The following is an 18,817-nucleotide window of genomic DNA, read 5'->3' on the forward strand; positions in this document are numbered from 1 at the left end:
TGTCTCAATGTAAGACAAACTAGACTTTGGTGCAAGACGGCTAAAGTTGAAACGTTTTTTTCCGATAAGTTTTTATCTACCAGGGGGAAAAATGGGGAAAGTTCTAGATATCACGTCACGTCTAAAATCTCAAAATTCTGTGGAAAATGAGAGAGTTACGACGGCGGCCGATGTCCACGATATTACAGCGGCTCGTCAGGAAATTTTAAGCCGTGACCGACGCCATGTAAAAAGAACCATTTTAACTGAATTCGTAGGGGCTTTCGTAGTCCTTCCAGAGAAGGGCCTTTTAAAGGCCGCACTCTATGACATCTCTGACAGCGGTTTGGCTTTTGACCTTGAATTGCTCGAAGGCGGATTTGCTTCGGGTGAAGAAGTAGCAATGCGTGTGTACCTAAATCACTCAACATATTTTCCGTTCACGATCCGTGTGACAAACGCGCGTGCGATTGAAGATGAGGGCGTTGTTCGTCACGGGGCTAACTTCATCAAAGGCAGTGTGAATGATGTCGCACTTCATCATTTTATTAAATTCATCGAAACGGTCAGCGCAAGTCTGAAAACAGACTCTGGCGACGTTCAAGTCAGTCACATCTCTTAATTCGTTCTAATACGGCTTTTCCGTAGACTTTGGTCCTGCAATTTGTTGCAATTTAAGAAGAGATCCCAGTGAGGGGGTCTCTTTAGACCATTACTACGGAGGGTCGTCCTTGAGTAAAGTAAAGCGCAGAAAAATTGTAGTTGATACCAATGTTATTCTTTTCGATTCTCAAGCCATTTTGCGTTTTGGGGACGCCGATGTTCATATTCCTATTTCCGTCATTGAAGAAGTAGACAAGTTTAAACGTGACCAAGGTGAAAATGGACGAAATGCTCGTCAGTTCAGCCGCTTTATCGACGTGCTAAGAGCAAAAGGTTCTTTAGCGAGTGGTGTGCAAATTGAAAACTCAGAGACGATGGTTTACATCAATACCGATTTGATGTTGGCCGGCATGCCTTCCGAGTTGGATCAGCAAAAAGCTGATAATCGTATCTTAAATACGGCTTTGGCTTTGCAAAAACAACATCCGCGTTTAAAGGTTGAACTGATCACCAAAGACATCAATCTTCGTATTAAGGCCGATGTTTACGGCGTGATCGCCAATGATTACGACGCCAACGATATCAACCGCGATGATCTTTATGAAGGCTATCAAGAGATCATGGTCAACCCGACACAGATTGATGCTTTTTATCGCGAAAAGCGCTTTGTTCCGGACATGAAACTTTATGCCAATCAATACGTGATCATGAAAGATGCGAGCAATCCGAATCACTCGGCGATTGGTCGTTTTAGTGACGCGGAAAAAGCGATTGTCCCATTGGTACAAGCGGCGGATTCAATCTGGGGAGTGCATGCTCGCAACGTCGAACAAGCGTTTGCTTTAGATTGTTTGTTAAACGATGAAATCATGTTTATCTCTTTGGTCGGTAAGGCCGGTACGGGTAAAACCTTGATGGCGATTGCTGCCGGTTTGCATAAAACTTTAGATCAAGGACAATTCCAAAGATTGTTAGTTTCTCGTCCGATTTTTCCAATGGGTCGAGACATTGGTTATTTGCCAGGGGACATCGAACAAAAGTTGAACCCTTGGATGCAACCGATTTTTGACAATGTGGAATTCCTGATGGGTGCGGACAAAAAAGCCGCAGGGCGTGCTCAAGAGTTGATCAATCAAGGTATGCTGAACATTGAACCGCTGACATACATTCGCGGTCGCAGCATTCCGAAGCAATACCTGATTGTTGACGAGGCACAAAACTTGACTCCGCATGAAATCAAGACGATCGTTACTCGCGCAGGTCAAGGCACGAAAGTGGTTTTGACGGGGGACGTTTATCAGATCGACAACCCCTATGTGGATTCCGCAAACAGCGGTTTGACATATGCTGTTGAGCGTTTCAAGGGTCACCCTATCGCGGCCCATGTGACACTCACAAAAGGTGAACGATCTGCTTTGGCCGAGTTGGCTGCGAATATTCTGTAGGAGTTTGAGTAATGGGTCATCATATCGACGTAGGGCATACAGCAGTAATTGAAGTAAAAGTGACGGATAAAATGGTTCGTCAGTTTGCAGAAATGTCTGGGGATCATAATCCCATTCATTTGGATGATGCTTATGCCGCAAAAACCCGTTTTGGTAAACGTATCGCTCACGGGATGATCGTCGGGGCCTTGATTTCCCGCTCTTTGGTAGATGGCATTGGTGGCGGCGGTATTTACCTAGGACAAACACTGAAATTTGTGAATCCCGTATTTATCGACGATACTATTGTCATCACCATTAAGGTGACCGGCATTCGTAAAGAAAAAGGCATTTGCACGGTCGAAACGAATGTCGCAAAACCAAATGGTGATGTGGTCGTCAAAGGCGATGCTGTCATCATGTTGATGGCGCCACCAGCGTAGGAGAGAGGATTATGGGAGAGATTTTCCAACTGGTTTACTTCAGTGAAGCCGCGGATGATCTCTCTTATACCGACATCAAGGAAATTCTTGAAGTCTCAAGAACTCACAACGCCAAGGCCGAAATCACGGGTTTACTCATTTATAAAGACGGCCACTTCTTGCAACTTCTAGAAGGCCAAGAAGAAAAAGTAAGAACGACCTTAGAGCGAATTCGTCATGACGACCGCAACTACAAAGTAAAAATTCTGATCGAAGGCCCGGCCAAACAAAGACTCTTCCCCACATGGTCCATGGCCTTCCACGACGGCGACATCGCCTCAAACCCAAATCCTGCAGTCGAAAAACTTTTCACCGCCCCAAAAACAATGAAGCCCGCAGACATCCTGCCGCTGCTTCAATCTTTTCGCGACCACACTGACGAATTTCACTGACCGTTCCTCACACGACGATCTTTTTGGGGGTAGGGCCTTGGCTTTTTCCTAAACGGGGGACGCCATCCGGGCTCAGTCGTCGCCGTCCCTAAAGGGCCGGTTCGCGCCATCGTGGCGCCGACGAAGCCCCCTTTTTAGAAAAAAGCCAAGGCCCTACCCCCAAAAAGATTTAGTGATAAACGATCCGCGAAATTCACGCGAGGGGAAACGAAAAATCAGCGACAGGAAAAAGTGGGTTACATTTTTTTTCGTGAAGAAAAAAATCTCACAGCAGAATTTAAATTTAGAAATGCCGTCATGGAATTTTTCTAGCGCAAACCAATCACAAGCGCAGCGAGTGATGTCGGATTTAGCACAGATATTAGAGGGGAAGTGGGGGCTTTGTTCTAAAGGGGGCTTCGTCGGCGCATGGATGCGCGAACCGATGCCATTGGCAGCGGCGACGACTGAGCCCGGATGGCGTCCCCCGTAGAGCAAAGCCCCCACTTCCCCTCTAATATCCGTCGTTCGAAGCCCATCCTCGCGATGGTCGTCGCTCGAAGCAGTCGTGCAGAAAAGGTTGAGAAGATAAGAGGTAAACACGCGAATACGAGAGGGAAATAAGGAAAACGAAGAACATTTTGACACAAAAGTTTTCTGGAATGGCAATGTGTTAGTCGCTTTTTTCTCAGAGTGAGATTCGCTTGTAATCCGCGCCAGTTGGCCGAAAATTAGAGTTAGGGATAGGGAGAAAAGGTATGAGAAATCTTGGATTGATGACAGTGTTGCTTGCGGGGCTGATGCTCACCGGATGTTTGAGCGATAACGGCAGCACCGAAGTTCCGTCAACGGGATTGAACAACGAAGATTTCAGTGTGATCACGGATCCAAATCCGCCGCCATCTGATAATAGTGGTGGAGTCGTCACACCTCCCGGAACGGAAATTGAAGGCTTCGACCTTAACAAAGGCGCGGTGCTTACGGCTTCCACATCTTTGCAATTGGATTTCTTCCCTCCATTTGCGGCAGCCTATACCTCTATCTCTGAAGATGAAAAATGCAGTAGCACGGCGTGGAGAGATTACGATGACGCTGCCGTTTATAGCAGCGTTAAGAAGAATCAACTTGTCCCCATCAGCGTAAGATACCGAGATGACGACGGACGTTTAAGCCCTTGTTATGTGCGCAGTATCTACATCGATCAAATCGGTCCAAATATCGTGTTTGCGAAATATCCGACAGCACCGGTGGAAGAAGGCGCGGACGTTGAAATCATTTTCAACGTCACAGATGATGGCGCGGGTGTTGATGCCGTCGAATGTAAGTTTGCAGGAATCAGCAAAGCTTGCGGCGCAGGTCAAAACAAAGTCATTATTCCTAAAATGGCTGCGGGCGATTACACTCTTTCGGTAGCGGCAAAAGATAAATTGGGCTTCAGCTCTTCGGGTTCAATTTCTTTCAAAGTAACTTCGCTCTATAAAAACATGGTTCACAACGTAAAAGTGAATGAATACAACAAAGTCGACATCTTGTTTGTCATCGATAACTCGGGCTCCATGGAATACGAACAAAAAAGCATGGCTTCTCGCGTGCGTAATTTCCTTGATGTCGTAAAAGGTTTGGATTGGCAGATCGCAGTGACCACAACAGACCCAGCAAATAAAACTTATGGTGACGGTCGTTTAGTAACAATGAAGGGTCTAACAAATACTTACATCTTGAATTCCGGCATGGCCGATGCGACATCGCGTACTGTATTAAGTAATACACTTCAACGTACCGAAACCGGGTCGGGTTCAGAGCAAGGTATTTATGCTGCTTACCGTGCCGTAGAACGTTCGGTTGCCGGTACGAACGCAAACTTTATCCGCAACGATGCTCAATTAGCCGTTGTCTTGATTTCGGATGAAGATGAATCCGCTAATGGGGTGAAAAACGATCCATCAAATTTTGTGAAATACATCCAGACTCAGTTCAACGGTCAAAAAGCGATGAGTTTCCATTCGGTCATCACTCGTCCTGGCGACGAGGCTTGTTTAAAGGGCGAGGGTTATTCTTATGGCCATCGTTTCGCGGCGATGGCTGAAATGACCGGTGGTGTGATTGGGGACGTGTGCGCGTCTGATTATTCAGCCCAAGTTCAAGGGATTGCGGAAGGTGTGCGTAACACTCTTAAGTCGATCACTCTTAGCTGTGCTCCGATCGTGGATGTTAGTCATGAAGTCGTCGTTAAAAAAGACGGAGTGATTTACACCGGATCTCGCCAAGTGCAAGGGTTGAATGTGGTGTTTGACCAAATGTTGCCTGCAGGCAATTACGAAGTTAATTATTCTTGCTTGAAATAGTAGATCTAAAAAAATTTAAATGCTTTAAGCCCATGACAGGATGTTATGGGCTTTTTATTTTAAGATCTATTGATTGCGAATCTCGTTAGACGAAACGTCGCTTTGGCTGACCTTGGTAGGTTCGCTTTGCGTGTCTTTGGTTAAAAGACCTTTTAGAACTAGGCGTGACGGTGTGTCCACCATGATTGAAAATCCGGATGGGATCGGGTGATTTTTTTCCACGGCATTTTTTAAGTCTGGGTTGTAAGCCAAGAAATCCTCTTGGGTTAAACCACTACGACTTAACAGATCCCTAGCGCGTGTCTTTTTAGCTAACTTAACGACATGCAGGTCCAAGGTTTCTTCATAATTAAGATCTTTAAAGATTTGATCATGGTACTTTTCCGCATAAAGGGCGGCTAAGAATTCACAATAAAAATTTGAAGAAGCGAAATCAAAAGACTTGGATTGGTATCTTTCGATAATCAAAGCAAGATCCGTGGTGCCTGCGGCTTTTGCGGCTTTGCGGATTCCTGCTGGGCCATGATTCCACGCCGTGATCGCCATCGGCCAAGACCGACGTAAAATCAGGTGATTTTCTTTTAGCAAACGTGCGGCGGCTACGGTCGCCTTAAACGGAGAACGGCGTTCATCGATATGATCGTTGACGGTCATAAAGTTTTTGCCCGTGTAATCCATAAATTGCCAGATGCCGGAAGCGCCGACTTTACTTGTGGCGTGTTTATTAAAGCTAGATTCAACAAACGGTAAGCGAGTCAGTTCCGTCGGTAACTTATGATCACGGAAGATTTCTTCCATGCCTGGTAAATAACGGGGGCTGACTTGAAGTCCGTTAGCAAAGAAGTTCTTTTGGCCGGTTTGCACGCGAACGGCTTCATAAGCGACGCGGGCTTTTTTGCGTAAAGTCCCTTTAAGTGGTTCAAGTGCGGCTTTGACTGACTGATGATAAGGATTGGCATCATTGTATTTAGAACCTGCCGCCAGCTCCTTTAGCGCCTGTTTGATTTTGCGATATTCTGCCGTGACATGATCGTCGGCTTTCATATTACGCATCCAACGAAATTTGGGTTTGTCAGAATTAATGATGTCGCTGACATCTACGACCTTAAAGATAATCCATGGAAAATCAGCGTGATGGATCACGCGGTTATTTGCATCATAACGAGTATAAATATCAAACCAGAACCCGACACGATCACGTAAACCCACCGGAACATCAAAGTCCTTACTAATACGGTCTTCATAGTCATTAAGGATTTCTTCACGGTGATAAACGATATTTGGATCACGAGTTAAAACTTCGCCTTCTAAAACCAGCTTAGCCGGTTCAGGGCTTAATTCTCCTTCAGCTAAGGCCTCAGGGGTTGGAAGCTCTGCAGAGTCTTCTAAAAGCGTCATTGGCGAATTAAACGCCACCATCAAGCCGGTCGCTACAATAAGGCAGCCAGCGATCGCACGAGTGCTTCGTTTTGAGATGATTTTTTTAGAAGAATTCATATTTTCTGAGTTATCCATGCTTTGGGATAGAGCAAGAGTGGTGCTAGCCAATACAGCCTGGGTTGGCCATTAAGCTGTTCCGGTGTCGAAGAATGTTCCAGCAGTTACAATTTTGGGCGACGATTCCCGTTTTAGCGCGATTTCGTCAAGTTTCGGTTTTCTGTGACAAAACATCTCTCACGTTGTCAGAATGGCACTTTTTTAGAGCTCAACTTTGCGATCCTGCAGAGTGGGTTTTGTTTTTAGACGGGGTCGGTTGTGAAAAAAACCTTTTTCAAAAATGATAATCCTCGTTGAACACGAACGTTCACAATCAGAACTCAAAAAACAGGAGGAGTTATGAAAAAAAGCGCATTAGTTCTTGGGGCATTGTTGATGATGGCAGGCGGATACGCCGCGGCTTACCCAGAAGTGGGCGATGAAGGTAAATGGGCCGGCACTTACAAAGAAGGTACTAATCCTGAAAAAACGGTCGAGCTGACAGCAAAAGTTATTTCTCATGATGTCGCGGATCAAGAATGGGATATTCAAATGGATTGGACAATGGATGGACAAACTAAGTCCGAAGTTGAAGATATCGACGAAGATAAAATGTGGTCTGAAGCGATGTGGACCAAAGTTCAATCTGAATGCGTTGCTAAAGGTGGAACATTAGAGGATGTGACAGTTCCTGCAGGGACATTTGCTTCTTGCCACATGACCAAAACTTGGGGACCAAAAACAATGGAAGTTTGGTTGGCGGGTGTTCCATTTGGTATCGTGAAAGCGAACAAAATGGATTCAGTAAAAATGAAAGAATTGAAAATGGAATTGCAAAGCTTCACCGCGATGCCAGTGCCAACACCACCAGAACAACCCGTTCCACCAACGCCAACTCCAGAGCCAGAATTGATTTTCTAAAAAAAAAGGCCACTCCTTGTTTAAAAGGAATGGCCTTTTTAAATGAGTAAAAACTATTTGTGTAAAGGCTTTTGGATGATGTGAATGGCGTGGCCCAATGTGGCCTCAGCCCCTTCCATCATAGCTTCGCCCAGTGTTGGATGCGGATGGATCGACAAAGCAAGGTCTTCCATGCGAGCGCCCATTTCAATCGCTAAAACCGCTTCTGAAATCAAGTTAGAAGCTTCTGGTCCTACGATGTGAACGCCTAAAAGAACATGTGTCTTTTTATCAGCGATCATTTTCACGAAACCTTCAGTTTCCATCATGCTCACGGCGCGGCCATTCGCACCAAACGGAAATTTACCAATCAATAAATCATTAAAACCTTTGGCCTTAGCTTCTGCTTCCGTCATACCTGCAGAGGCGATTTCAGGGTCGGTAAACACCACGGCTGGAACTGTTTTTGCGTCGTAAACCCGGTTCGCGCCACCAATAACTTCCGCCACTAAAACACCTTCGTGAGAAGCTTTATGCGCCAACATCGGTTGCCCACAGATATCGCCAATCGCAAAGATGTTAGAAACATTCGTGCGACGTTGAGCATCGACTTTAACAAAACCGCGTTCGTCAACGGCGATGCCTGCGGCTTTAAGATTTGCCTGGTCACCGTTAGGACGACGTCCCACGGTGACTAAAATCTTATCAGCTTTAACGACTTCTTCTTTGCCATTTACTTCCACGGTCACTTCGTAACCGTCTTTCACTTTTTTCTGACCTTTGGCTTTTGCGCCGTACATGATGTTAACACCAGCTTTATTCAGCTTACGTACCACGATGTTCGCGCAATCAGGATCAACCACGCCTGCCAATAAAGAGCTTTGCGCCTCGATCACAGTCACTTCTGAGCCTAGCTTGCGCAAGTACGAAGAGATTTCTAAACCGATGTAACCACCGCCGATAACGGCGATGCGTTTTGGAATAGCATCAAAAGCAAGTGCCCCTGTTGAAGAGCAGATGTCTTTTTCATCAAATTTAAATCCCGGGATTTCAATCGGACGTGAACCTGTGGCGACAATAAAATATTTTGCCGTAACTGATTCGGTGCCTGCAGATGATTTCACCGAGATTTCTTTAGAGGATTTAAATTCAGCGTCGCCTTTGATCACGGTGGCGCCGTAACCTTTAAGAAGTTGCGAAACGCCGCCCGACATTTTATCTGAAACGGATTGCTTCCACTTTACTAATTGCTTCATATCAACGTCGATATCGCCTTTGATATTTAAGCCCATTTCCTTAAAGTTATGCTGAGCCTTGTGCAACAAGTGCGTCGCCGTGATCATGGCCTTAGAAGGAATACATCCCACGTTTAAGCACACGCCACCAAGGTATTCTCTTTCCACGACGGCTGTTTTAAATCCCAATTGAGCGGCGCGGATAGCGGCTACGTAACCACCAGGACCTGCGCCAATTACTACTACGTCAAAACTTTGAGCCATATATATATTCCTTAAAAGTAAGTCCAGCGGTCGCTTTAAGCGACCGCCTCCTCGGCGTCCGCCGTTATAGCATCTCCACTAACATTTTACCTGGGTTCTCGATGCGACCGATGAAGGCCGCCAAGAAGCGCGCAGCCACCGCGCCATCAATCAAGCGGTGATCCGCGGTCATGGTGAAGTTCATCACTTTGATCGCTTTTAATTGACCGTCTTTGATCACAGGTTTTTCGTCAATTTTGTACATGCCCAAGATCGCCACTTCGGGATGGTTGATCACTGGGGTGGCGTAAGTACCACCGATAGAACCGATGTTCGTCACCGTGATCGTGGCACCTTTCATTTCATCCACTTTCAACTTACCATCACGGGCACGTTTAGAAAGATCGATGATCTCTTTAGAGATTTCCATGATGGATTTTTGGTCTGCGTTTTTAATAACAGGAACCACAAGTCCGTTTGGAGTGTCGGCCGCAAAACCGATGTTGAAGTATTTTTTGTAAACCAATTCACCCGCAGCATCGTCAATAGATGCGTTGAACATGGGGAACTCACGGATCGTGGCGATCATCGCTTTCATCACAATAGGCAGATAGGTGATTTTTGTTCCGTGTTTTTCGGCGTGTTCTTTTAAGGATTCGCGCATCGCAACCATTGAATCGACCTTAGCTTCATCCATGATCGTGAAATGCGGAATGATGTGTTTTGAACGCTGCATGTTTTCGGCAATCTTTTTACGGATACCGATAAGTGGTACGCGTTCTTCAGCCGCACCAGCAGGGCCTTGGTAGGCTGGTTTAGGGATGGAAATTCCGCCCGAAGATTTCGCCGCGGCCGGAGCAGAGCTAGCTCCTCCTTTAGCCGAAAGAACATCTTCACGAGTTACGCGACCCGCAAGACCTGATCCTGAAAGACCATTGATATCGATGTTCATTTCGCGAGCCAAACGACGAGTCGCTGGAGTCGCTAAAACTTTTGAATCCGCCACTGGAGGAAAAATACCCGGAGACGCCGAAGCACCCGCTGGAGGTTGTGGACGAGATGCTGATGGCGTCGGAGCCGAAGCCGCCGCAAAGTTCGCGTGAGCTGATGCTGGAACTTCGCGAGAAGCACCTGCAGGTGCTGAAGCTGCGGCTGATCCGCCACCTTCAACCGTGATCATCACAGATCCTACTTTGACGACATCACCAGATTTAAATTTAAGATCTTTAACAGTTCCGGCAATGGGAGTCGGAACTTCAACGGTGGCTTTGTCCGTTAAAACTTCAGCGATCGCTTGATCGGCTTTAACGGCATCGCCTGGTTTTACCAACCATTTAACAAGTTCACCTTCAGTGACACCTTCACCGAGTTCAGGAAGTTTAACGTCTTGAGAACCGCCCGCCGTCGCTGAAGCTTTGGCGGGGCTTGCGCCCGCACTTGAAGGCGTCGATGCTGATGGGGCTGCTGGTTTAGAAGCGGCTGCCGGAGCAGGAGCCGAAGCTGAGGCGGCGCCCGCCTCAAGAGTGATCATCGTCGATCCTACTTTAACAACATCGCCGGCTTTAAATTTTAAGTCTTTAACGGTCCCCGCGGTAGGTGATGGGACCTCAACAGTGGCTTTGTCCGTTAAAACTTCAGCGATCGGCTGATCGGCTTTCACCGAGTCACCTGGTTTTACCAACCATTTTACCAATTCACCTTCTGTAACACCTTCACCTAATTCAGGAAGTTTGACGTCTGTAGCCATGCGGAATCCTTTCGAAGTCGCTTAAAAAACTTATGAGTAAAGTAAACACTCTTTCTTAGTCCTCTCGGGGCTGATTTGCACCGCATTACGCCGCGCATAAAACGAGAGAAATACGATGTTCTTTGCAATGAACTCGGGATGTGGCTATTTATTTGTTCAAATTTGCTTCAGTTTCGCGGCCGGTGGCCGCTCCACTCTGCTGGAGAAGCCGTGAGGTGCCCATGAAATACTCAAAAAAATTACATCAAGGTGTGTTCTTAAAGCGCTACAAGCGCTTCTTTGCCGACGTCGACTTTCAAGGCCAGCAGGTGGTGGCCCATGTCCCGAATACCGGCAGCCTTAAAAGTGTTAACAACCCAGGGCAAGCGTGCCTTATTTCAGAAAGCGACAATCCAGAAAGAAAACTGAAATTCACCTTAGAAATGATTCAAGCGCCGTCGGGGGCATGGGTCGGGGTGAATACGTCCACCCCGAATTCGGTGGTGCGTGAAACATTGTTGTCCGTCGTGGGACAAAATCATCAAGGGGCTTTTGCGCATTGGGCGGCCTTTGATGAAGTGAAGCCAGAATATAAAATCAGCGCTGAAACTCGTTTGGACTTTGCTTTAAAAAAGAAGAACTCGGATAAAATCCATTTTATCGAAGTAAAGAATGTCACTTTGGCGGAGCTAGAAACCGCCCAATTTCCCGACGCGGTTTCCGAACGTGCGCAAAAACATGTGCGTGAATTAATGTCCTTAATGGACCAAGGTCACACGGCAGAGCTCATCTTTACGATCCAACGAAATGACTGTAAGAAGTTTTCTCCTGCCGATCATATTGATGCGGAATATGGCAAGCTTTTGCGCGAGGCTATGAGCAAAGGACTGCGGGTAAGTCCTTTGGTGGTTCATCTTAGTCATGAAACAGCCGAGCTATCAGAAACTCTTTTGCCCGTTGAAATTTGATTGCAGAATCTTCATCTGCACTTTTAAAAATGGGCTTGTTATCTTGCATATGGCTTGTGATACGCAATGTTTTTAAAGTGTCCATAGGTGGGATTTATGGAAACACAGTTTAATCCTCTGCTTGTTACGGTTTCGATTCTCGTAGCGATTTTTGCGTCCTATGTTGCGTTAAATTTGGCGTATAACGGAACTTTAGTTCAAGGGCGAAAACAAGCCTGGTGGTTAAGTGCGGGTGCCCTGGCAATGGGCATGGGAATTTGGAGCATGCATTTTGTCGGTATGTTGGCCTTTGAAATGCCGGGCATGGCAATGGCTTACGATGTTCCGTTGATGGTGCTCTCCGTTGTTGTGGCCATCAGCGCTTCCGCATTGGCGTTTTATATCACCAGTCGTCCTGAAGTCTCGATAAAATCTATAGTGTTTGGTGGGGCCGCGATGGCAGTGGCGATCGCAGGGATGCATTATATCGGAATGTATTCCATGCGCATGGAAGCAGTCATTGAATGGAACTACTTTTTGGTTTTCATTTCCATCGTGATTGCCTTGGTCGCTTCCTGGGGCGCGTTGTGGATGCTCATTCGTATGCGCCATCAGGCGGCACATTTTTCAGAAATCATTATTGCTAGCGTGGTCATGGGATTTGCGGTGTCCGGGATGCACTATACTGGTATGTATGCGGCAAAATTCCATCACGCAGATACGGAGGGAATTCAAAGCTCTAATCTTTTAGTTTCCTCTGGGTTGGCGGTGACCGTTATCGCCACAACATTATTAATTTTGTTCGTCGGTTTGATTAGCTCAGTTTTGCAAAAAATGTGGGTGCGCGAAAGCGAAGGTGCCAAAGAATCTCTTGGAAAAAGCGAAGAAAAATTTCGTCATCTGATCAATGCTGTTAAAGACTATGCGATTTTCATGCTGGATTTAAACGGCCATATCACGACCTGGAACTCCGGCGCGGAACGCATTACGGGCTATAAAGAAGAAGAGGTTCTGGGCAAACACATCTCGATCTTTTTCGTGGATGAAGAGGCGGGCCGAAGGACGGCAGAGCAAGAGTTGTTGGGAGCTAAAAACTTGGGCCGTTATGAGGCGGAAGTTCAGCAAGTAAGAAAAGACGGTTCTCGGTATTGGGCCAGTATCGTGTTAACGCCACTGTATGATGCTTACGAAAATATCTCTGGGTATTCTAAAGTCATCCGGGATATCACCGAATTTAAAGAGGCAGACCGAAAATTAAGACAGCTCAATGAAGAGTTGGAAATACGTGTGCGCGCGCGAACCGAGGCCTTGGCTCATCGGGAAAGACAATTGCGCACAATCACGAATGCTTCGCCCATTTTAATTGCCGAAATTGATATTAATGAAAGATTTCTTTTTGCCAATGAGGCCTTCTGCAAATACTTCCAATATCCTGGCAATGATATTATCGATAAAACTCTGACGAACGTCATCGGGGCGCAACGCCGTGAAGAAGCTGATGATCTGATAAGAAGAGTTTTTCAAGGGGAACAAGTGGGCTACGAGCGACGTTCCCGCCATGATGGCATTAATACCTATTTAGCATCGACGTTGATTCCGGAATTTTCAGAAAGCAATAAAGTGATCGGCTTTATTTATATTGGCACGGATGTCACGAAATATAAAGAGATCCAAGCGGAGTTAGAAAAAGCAAAATTGGCGGCAGAGTCGGCCAACTCAACGAAGAGTGCTTTCTTGGCAAATATGAGTCATGAGATTCGCACCCCATTAGGAGCGATCTTAGGGTTTTCGGAGCTTTTAGCAAGTAACGAGATGAGTCCTTCTGAACGCGTTAACAGTGCCGAAGTCATAAAACGCAATGGACGTCTTCTTTCAAATATCATCAACGACATCTTAGATCTTTCGAAAGTAGAAGCTGGTAAAATGCAGGTTGAAAAAGTCGAAGTGCCCTTCAGTGATGTCATGAAAGAAATCGGTTCGGTGCTAAGCTTAGAGGCTGCCGAAAAAGGCATCGAGCTTAAAGTGACATCGGAAGGTGCGATTCCAGAACAGATTAAGACAGACCCATTGCGATTAAGACAAGTTATTTTTAATATTGTGGGGAATGCGATCAAGTTTACAAGTCATGGATCTGTCGTGGTCAACGTCACGTTATTACCCAGTGGAAAAAATACGAAGCTGGCCTTTATCGTTAAAGATACCGGCGAAGGAATTAGTCGCGAACAGGCGTCGAATCTTTTCACGCCGTTTACTCAGGCAGATGTCTCGACAACGCGAAGATTTGGTGGCACGGGTTTGGGCCTAGTGCTTTCTAAAAAGTTAGCTCATGCTTTGGGTGGTGACGTGGTTTTAACTGAATCTACACCCGGCAAAGGAAGTACCTTTACGATCACAATTGACCCCGGCGTAAATCAAAAAGTTTTATTTGAAAGTTCAGTCGCTAAAAAAGAAACGATCGAATTCCCGTTGCATCCGGGACGAACGGATTTAAACTCGTTAAAAGTTCTGGTCGTTGATGACAGTATGGACAACTTGGCGTTGATCAGAAAAATTTTGATTTTAGCTGGGGCCCGTGTGGACATTGCCAGCAATGGTAAAGAGGGCATTGAAAAAGCCTTGCGTGGAAACTTTGATTTGATCCTTATGGATTTGCAAATGCCTGAAATGGATGGTTATGAAGCAAATCGTAAGCTGCGCGAATCGGGTTTCAAAAAGCCCATCATCGCTTTAACTGCCCACGCGATGAAAGAAGAAAAACTGCGGACATTACGCAGTGGTTTTGATGATCATTTAACCAAGCCTATTGATCAAGGGGCCTTAATAAAAACTTTGGCGACATACGCGATTTAACAAAGCGGTATAGACTTCGAGATGTTTTTAGAGAAAGATCTAATCTTCTTAAAAGGAGTTTTTATGCCGACGACAGTGCAAGCATTTGCCGCTCTTAAAGCCAAAGAAGCTTTGAAACCATTTTCATTTGAACGTCGCGATCCCGGGGCTCACGATGTGGCCATCGACATTCACTATTGCGGTGTTTGCCATTCAGATTTACATCAAGTTCGTGATGAATGGGGAGGCTCTCGTTTTCCGATGGTTCCAGGACATGAGATTGTCGGTAAAGTCACCGCCGTGGGTTCTTCCGTTAAAAAATTTAAAATCGGTGACTCCGTAGGTGTAGGTTGCATGGTGGATTCTTGCCAAGAATGTGCTTCGTGTGCCGAAGGCTTAGAACAATACTGTGAAAAAGGGATGACGGGCACTTACAACTCGGTTGAGCGTGATGGAAAAACACCTACTCAAGGTGGTTATTCCACGAAAATTGTGGTCAGCGAAAAATTCGTTTTAAAAATTGATCCGAAACTTCCTTTGGATAAAGCGGCACCTCTTTTGTGTGCGGGAATCACGACCTACTCGCCTCTTCGTCATTGGAATATCGGCAAAGGCAGCAAAGTGGCCGTGATGGGCTTAGGCGGTCTTGGTCATATGGCGGTGAAGCTCGCGGCCGCCATGGGAGCGGAAGTTACGGTATTAAGTTCTTCCATGAAAAAGAAAGAAGACGCGATCCGTTTAGGCGCCACAAATTATGCCGTCGGTGGTGACGAAACCTTTAAAAAATACAATCGCTATTTTGATTTGATCATTAATACGGTTTCTGCCGGTCTGGATCTGAATACTTATTTGGGAATGGTTAAATTAAATGGCACGATGGTTCTTTTAGGTATTCCCGAAGCGCCAGAGCCGGTGCATCCGTTTCCTTTAATCATGGGTCGTCGCAGTTTAGCAGGCTCCTTGATTGGCGGGATTAAAGAAACCCAAGAGATGTTGGATTTCTGTGCGGCTCACAATATCGCTTCCGATATCGAGTTGATCCCGGCGCAAAAAATCAATGAAGCTTACGAGCGTATGTTGAAAGGTGATGTACGCTATCGTTTCGTGATTGATTTGGCCTCTTTAAAATAATATTTCGACACCGCCTTAAGACTCGCTCTGGCTGGGGTTTTTAAGGCTTTTTGTCTAAGTATCTAGCGTTTTTTAAGACATTCAAGTTTTCTAAAAAGTCCTCCGATTCCTCCTTATCCACTAAGGAGGATCGGAATGCAAAAACTCGTAAAACTCCTTTTGCCCGTTGCGATGACTTTAACTTTGGCTGCTTGCGGTTCTGGTATGCCGGTGGCTTTGCCGGATGATCCTAATAATGAACCCGCAGCGACTGCTCCGGTGGATGACGACAATCAATCCGCGGGTGAAGTCGAGCTGCCGTCAACCACTCCGGATGTTCCTGCGGTCGGTCTTTCAGAGCGCGAACAGATTTTAAAATTGTATAATCACTTGGATCCCTCACGTCTTGTTCCGACTAAGGGTTTAGAAGAAGCGGTTTTATATTTTCACAAGAATAAATCTTCGCTTAAAAATCAGAAGGTGATTTCGGTTTTAGATTTCAGCCAAAGTTCCACAAAAAAGCGTTGGTATTTTATCGACATAAAAACGGGCAGTGTTTGGAATGTGCATGTTTCTCATGGCAAGGGTTCGGATGCCAACCATGATGGTTTTGCAGAAAAATTCAGCAATGTTTCGGGTTCCAATGCCAGCTCGTTGGGCTTTTATAAAACGGCCGAAACTTATCAGGGCAGCAACGGATATTCTTTGCGTTTAGATGGACTTTCTTCGACCAACTCGAACGCCCGTCCGCGTGCGATCGTCGTGCATGGGGCAGACTATGTTCAAGATCAGGCGGTGATTCAAGGTCGCAGCTGGGGATGTCCGGCGGTTTCTCAAGCCAACCGTGATAAAGTGATCAATCTGATCAAAGGTGGCAGTTTGATTTATGCCTATAAATAAAAGCAAAAAGCTCCTTTTAAAGGAGCTTTAGTTGTTCGCCGACTAATCTTTTAAGCTCTTCGACGTAACCTACGTATTCTTCCATATCCAAACGGTCATCAGGACGAATATGGGCGCGTGTGTTGTTGTATTGAGTGAGCTCAATAACGTCGGCGTGGGAGGAGATCGCCGGGAAGTTGCCTTCTTCTAAAACTTGCATCAAGGCATCTAAGTCATTGGCTTCTTCCTCATCGGGGTAATCAAGGCCGCGCATTTCGATAAGGGCTTTCAAGTATTTTTCGCAAGCTTGCGCTAAATTGTAACCGACAAGGTCATGCTGTTTTTCATCGTGCAAATTCTTTTTGGCTAAATCGAGGTCGTCTTGAGCTTTCAGAATCAAAGACTTTGCGTGAGCCGTCATGAGGTGATCTCCTTGGTGGTAACTTTCCCTAAAATGTAAGCGAGAACGGCCAGAGATCCAAATGATTTTGAGATTTTTTTTGAGTTCGAAAAACAAAAAGCTCATGAGGTCACCATGAGCTTTTTTATTTTTATTAGAAACTGTCCGCCGTAGCTTCAGCGAAGGAGGAAACTATTCCGTTTTTTTCTCGCCACCTTTACCAAGATGACGATCGATGATTTCTTTAAACTCTGGGAACGGATAAGCACCACGAAGTGACACACCGTTGATCAAGAAGCCTGGCGTTCCAGAGAAGTTGAACTTACGAGCTTCTTCCATGTCTGCTTCGATGCGTTTCGTGATCGCTTCAGAGTTAAGGTCTTTTTCAACTTTCTTCATGTCCGCACCAGCTCTTTTCGCAGCATCTTTTAAGAAACCTTCTTTTTTAGAGCGAAGATCGCCTTGGTTTTCAAAAATGATGTCATAGAATTTTTTAGCTTTAGCGCCGTCCTGCATAGCAACCGCTTCAAAGTAACGAGCTGCTGGCATTGCCATTGGATGGAAATCAAGAGGCAAGTGCTTGAAAACAACTTTCACGTCTTGCGGGTAAGCCTTCATAACTTCTTCAACAGTTGAATGACCTTTTGCGCAGTATGGGCACTCGAAGTCAGAGTATTCGATGATAGTTACTTTGGCGTCTTTAGGTCCCCATACAACGCGGCCTTCTTCAACAGCAGGCTTCAATGGATTAGCAAACTCTTCATCGCGCTTTTTGCCTTCTTCAGCAACCGCTTTTTCTTGAGCTTGTTTTTGAGCGTTTTGGGCCGCTTTGTTCACCACTTCGATGAATTGCTCAGGAGCTTTTTCGATTGCTGCGAAAACGATGCTTGGATCTTTTTCTACAGCTTCTTTCAATTGTTTAGCAGATGGAGCACAGTTCACTAGAGACAATGCCAACGCGCCGATACCGAATAACTTAAGTGCTTTCAATGGTTCCTCCGAGATGGATGATTAAATAAGTTTGAAGCCACTTTATTTGACATTATTTTCAAATCAGCCTCAAACAAAAAAGCTTCCAGGAGGGATATTTAGCGGCCAGTCAAAGCCCGAGACATAAGTCTAGGTATTCTGGGCTTGCGTGTCGAGAGAGACCGCATAAACTTAATAATATGAAAAAAGCAAATCTACTTTTAACAGTTTTCACTTTTGTATTTTGTCTGGAAGCGCAGGCAGGATTGTTATTCAACTACTCTCAACTGGCATTGAAAGACCTCGATCAAATGAATCAATTGGTCTTAGACAAAGTCAAAGAGTCAAAAAAGTCTTCCAGTGGAAAAGTCGTTCCGTTGAAGGAAGCGTTGCAGGCCGTGTATTCAAGACCCAATGACGACGACATGATTGAAAAAGTCATTGCTCCTTTGCGGACCAACTTAGATGAACAAGAGGCCTGGGAAAAAACTCTCAGTCAATTAACTGACGAAGCGATCAATGCTTTAAAAAATCCGAAAGCATTCAAACCCGTGGTTCAAGTCACGTATATTGTTTTCCTGGAAAATCTTTTGGCAGAGATCAAACCTTACTTAAAAAATGATGCTGGCTTTGAACGCAAACTCGTTGAGAGAGTGCAAAAGGCGGGTATTGAGATCACCAAGGAGGCGGCCAATGAGCGCCGTTTGCGCACAATGAAATCTTCAGTGTCTCCTTCTGAAATTGCCGAAAAAGTCTTAGAGCAAAGCAAACAAAAGCCGTCTTCTGACAAGGCGGCACCGTCTGAAAGTTCCTCAGAAGTCCCGGAAAACGGGCAATAATTTCCCAGACCGCCTGGCCGAAAGGCGTCGTCGGACCCTTGGCCAGCGTCAAATGATAGA

17 protein-coding genes are annotated in these 18,817 nt (G+C 45.7%); 12 read left to right on the plus strand and 5 right to left on the minus strand.

Annotated features, from left to right (window positions below):
- The first annotated feature begins 91 nt into the window (after window positions 1-91).
- The 6 genes from AZI86_RS10070 to AZI86_RS10095 all read left to right on the plus strand — a co-directional run bounded on the left by AZI86_RS10070 (window position 92) and on the right by AZI86_RS10095 (window position 5,204).
- Complete coding sequence (locus tag AZI86_RS10070; RefSeq protein ID WP_061834907.1) at window positions 92-601, plus strand: PilZ domain-containing protein; 510 nt, start codon at window positions 92-94, stop codon at window positions 599-601.
- A 109-nt stretch (window positions 602-710) separates the two neighbouring features.
- Window positions 711-2,027 carry a PhoH family protein gene (locus tag AZI86_RS10075; protein ID WP_061834908.1) on the plus strand — a complete coding sequence of 439 codons (1,317 nt, stop codon included), beginning with the start codon at window positions 711-713 and terminating at the stop codon, window positions 2,025-2,027.
- An 11-nt stretch (window positions 2,028-2,038) separates the two neighbouring features.
- Window positions 2,039-2,449 carry a MaoC family dehydratase gene (locus AZI86_RS10080; RefSeq protein ID WP_061834909.1) on the plus strand — a complete coding sequence of 137 codons (411 nt, stop codon included), beginning with the start codon at window positions 2,039-2,041 and terminating at the stop codon, window positions 2,447-2,449.
- 11 nt (window positions 2,450-2,460) lie between these two features.
- Entirely contained in the window at window positions 2,461-2,880 is a 420-nt protein-coding gene (locus tag AZI86_RS10085; protein WP_061834910.1) for a BLUF domain-containing protein, read from the plus strand.
- A 250-nt stretch (window positions 2,881-3,130) separates the two neighbouring features.
- Window positions 3,131-3,352, plus strand: a complete 222-nt coding sequence (locus AZI86_RS19215; RefSeq protein ID WP_157684675.1) for a hypothetical protein — start codon at window positions 3,131-3,133, stop codon at window positions 3,350-3,352.
- Between the two features lie 265 nt (window positions 3,353-3,617).
- Window positions 3,618-5,204 carry a hypothetical protein gene (locus AZI86_RS10095; protein ID WP_061834912.1) on the plus strand — a complete coding sequence of 529 codons (1,587 nt, stop codon included), beginning with the start codon at window positions 3,618-3,620 and terminating at the stop codon, window positions 5,202-5,204.
- Window positions 5,205-5,270: 66 nt separating this feature from the next.
- Here the strand turns inward: AZI86_RS10095 and AZI86_RS10100 are convergent, their stop codons facing one another.
- Entirely contained in the window at window positions 5,271-6,701 is a 1,431-nt protein-coding gene (locus tag AZI86_RS10100; RefSeq protein ID WP_061834913.1) for a lytic transglycosylase domain-containing protein, read from the minus strand.
- 339 nt (window positions 6,702-7,040) lie between these two features.
- On the opposite strand from AZI86_RS10100, the gene AZI86_RS10110 reads away from it, so the two are divergent.
- Entirely contained in the window at window positions 7,041-7,601 is a 561-nt protein-coding gene (locus tag AZI86_RS10110) for a hypothetical protein (RefSeq protein WP_061834915.1), read from the plus strand.
- 53 nt (window positions 7,602-7,654) lie between these two features.
- Here AZI86_RS10110 and lpdA read toward each other — a convergent pair whose 3' ends face one another.
- Together lpdA and AZI86_RS10120 are read right to left on the minus strand one after the other, a co-directional pair.
- Window positions 7,655-9,079 carry a dihydrolipoyl dehydrogenase gene (lpdA, locus tag AZI86_RS10115; protein WP_061834916.1) on the minus strand — a complete coding sequence of 475 codons (1,425 nt, stop codon included), beginning with the start codon at window positions 9,077-9,079 and terminating at the stop codon, window positions 7,655-7,657.
- Window positions 9,080-9,143: 64 nt separating this feature from the next.
- Entirely contained in the window at window positions 9,144-10,805 is a 1,662-nt protein-coding gene (locus AZI86_RS10120) for a 2-oxo acid dehydrogenase subunit E2 (protein ID WP_061834917.1), read from the minus strand.
- Between the two features lie 221 nt (window positions 10,806-11,026).
- On the opposite strand from AZI86_RS10120, the gene sfsA reads away from it, so the two are divergent.
- The 4 genes from sfsA (at window position 11,027) to AZI86_RS10140 (ending at window position 16,570) form a co-directional block, all read left to right on the plus strand.
- Window positions 11,027-11,752 carry a DNA/RNA nuclease SfsA gene (sfsA, locus tag AZI86_RS10125; RefSeq protein ID WP_061834918.1) on the plus strand — a complete coding sequence of 242 codons (726 nt, stop codon included), beginning with the start codon at window positions 11,027-11,029 and terminating at the stop codon, window positions 11,750-11,752.
- A gap of 96 nt (window positions 11,753-11,848) precedes the next feature.
- A complete protein-coding gene (locus tag AZI86_RS10130; protein WP_061834919.1) occupies window positions 11,849-14,581 on the plus strand; it encodes a PAS domain S-box protein in 2,733 nt (910 codons plus the stop codon).
- A 63-nt stretch (window positions 14,582-14,644) separates the two neighbouring features.
- On the plus strand, window positions 14,645-15,691 hold the full coding sequence (locus AZI86_RS10135) for an NAD(P)-dependent alcohol dehydrogenase (RefSeq protein ID WP_061835144.1): 1,047 nt from the start codon (window positions 14,645-14,647) through the stop codon (window positions 15,689-15,691).
- 135 nt (window positions 15,692-15,826) lie between these two features.
- Window positions 15,827-16,570, plus strand: coding sequence for a murein L,D-transpeptidase catalytic domain-containing protein (locus AZI86_RS10140; protein ID WP_061834920.1), 744 nt, complete (start codon window positions 15,827-15,829; stop codon window positions 16,568-16,570).
- A 16-nt stretch (window positions 16,571-16,586) separates the two neighbouring features.
- Here the strand turns inward: AZI86_RS10140 and AZI86_RS10145 are convergent, their stop codons facing one another.
- Together AZI86_RS10145 and AZI86_RS10150 are read right to left on the minus strand one after the other, a co-directional pair.
- On the minus strand, window positions 16,587-16,970 hold the full coding sequence (locus AZI86_RS10145; RefSeq protein ID WP_061835145.1) for a HEPN domain-containing protein: 384 nt from the start codon (window positions 16,968-16,970) through the stop codon (window positions 16,587-16,589).
- Between the two features lie 171 nt (window positions 16,971-17,141).
- Window positions 17,142-17,939, minus strand: coding sequence for a DsbA family protein (locus tag AZI86_RS10150; RefSeq protein WP_061834921.1), 798 nt, complete (start codon window positions 17,937-17,939; stop codon window positions 17,142-17,144).
- Window positions 17,940-18,118: 179 nt separating this feature from the next.
- Here AZI86_RS10150 and AZI86_RS10155 point away from each other — a divergent pair, with 179 nt between their 5' ends.
- Window positions 18,119-18,757, plus strand: a complete 639-nt coding sequence (locus tag AZI86_RS10155; RefSeq protein ID WP_061834922.1) for a hypothetical protein — start codon at window positions 18,119-18,121, stop codon at window positions 18,755-18,757.
- The last annotated feature ends 60 nt before the right edge of the window (window positions 18,758-18,817 follow it).

Source organism: Bdellovibrio bacteriovorus (genome assembly GCF_001592735.1).
GTDB classification, from domain to species: domain Bacteria; phylum Bdellovibrionota; class Bdellovibrionia; order Bdellovibrionales; family Bdellovibrionaceae; genus Bdellovibrio; species Bdellovibrio bacteriovorus_D.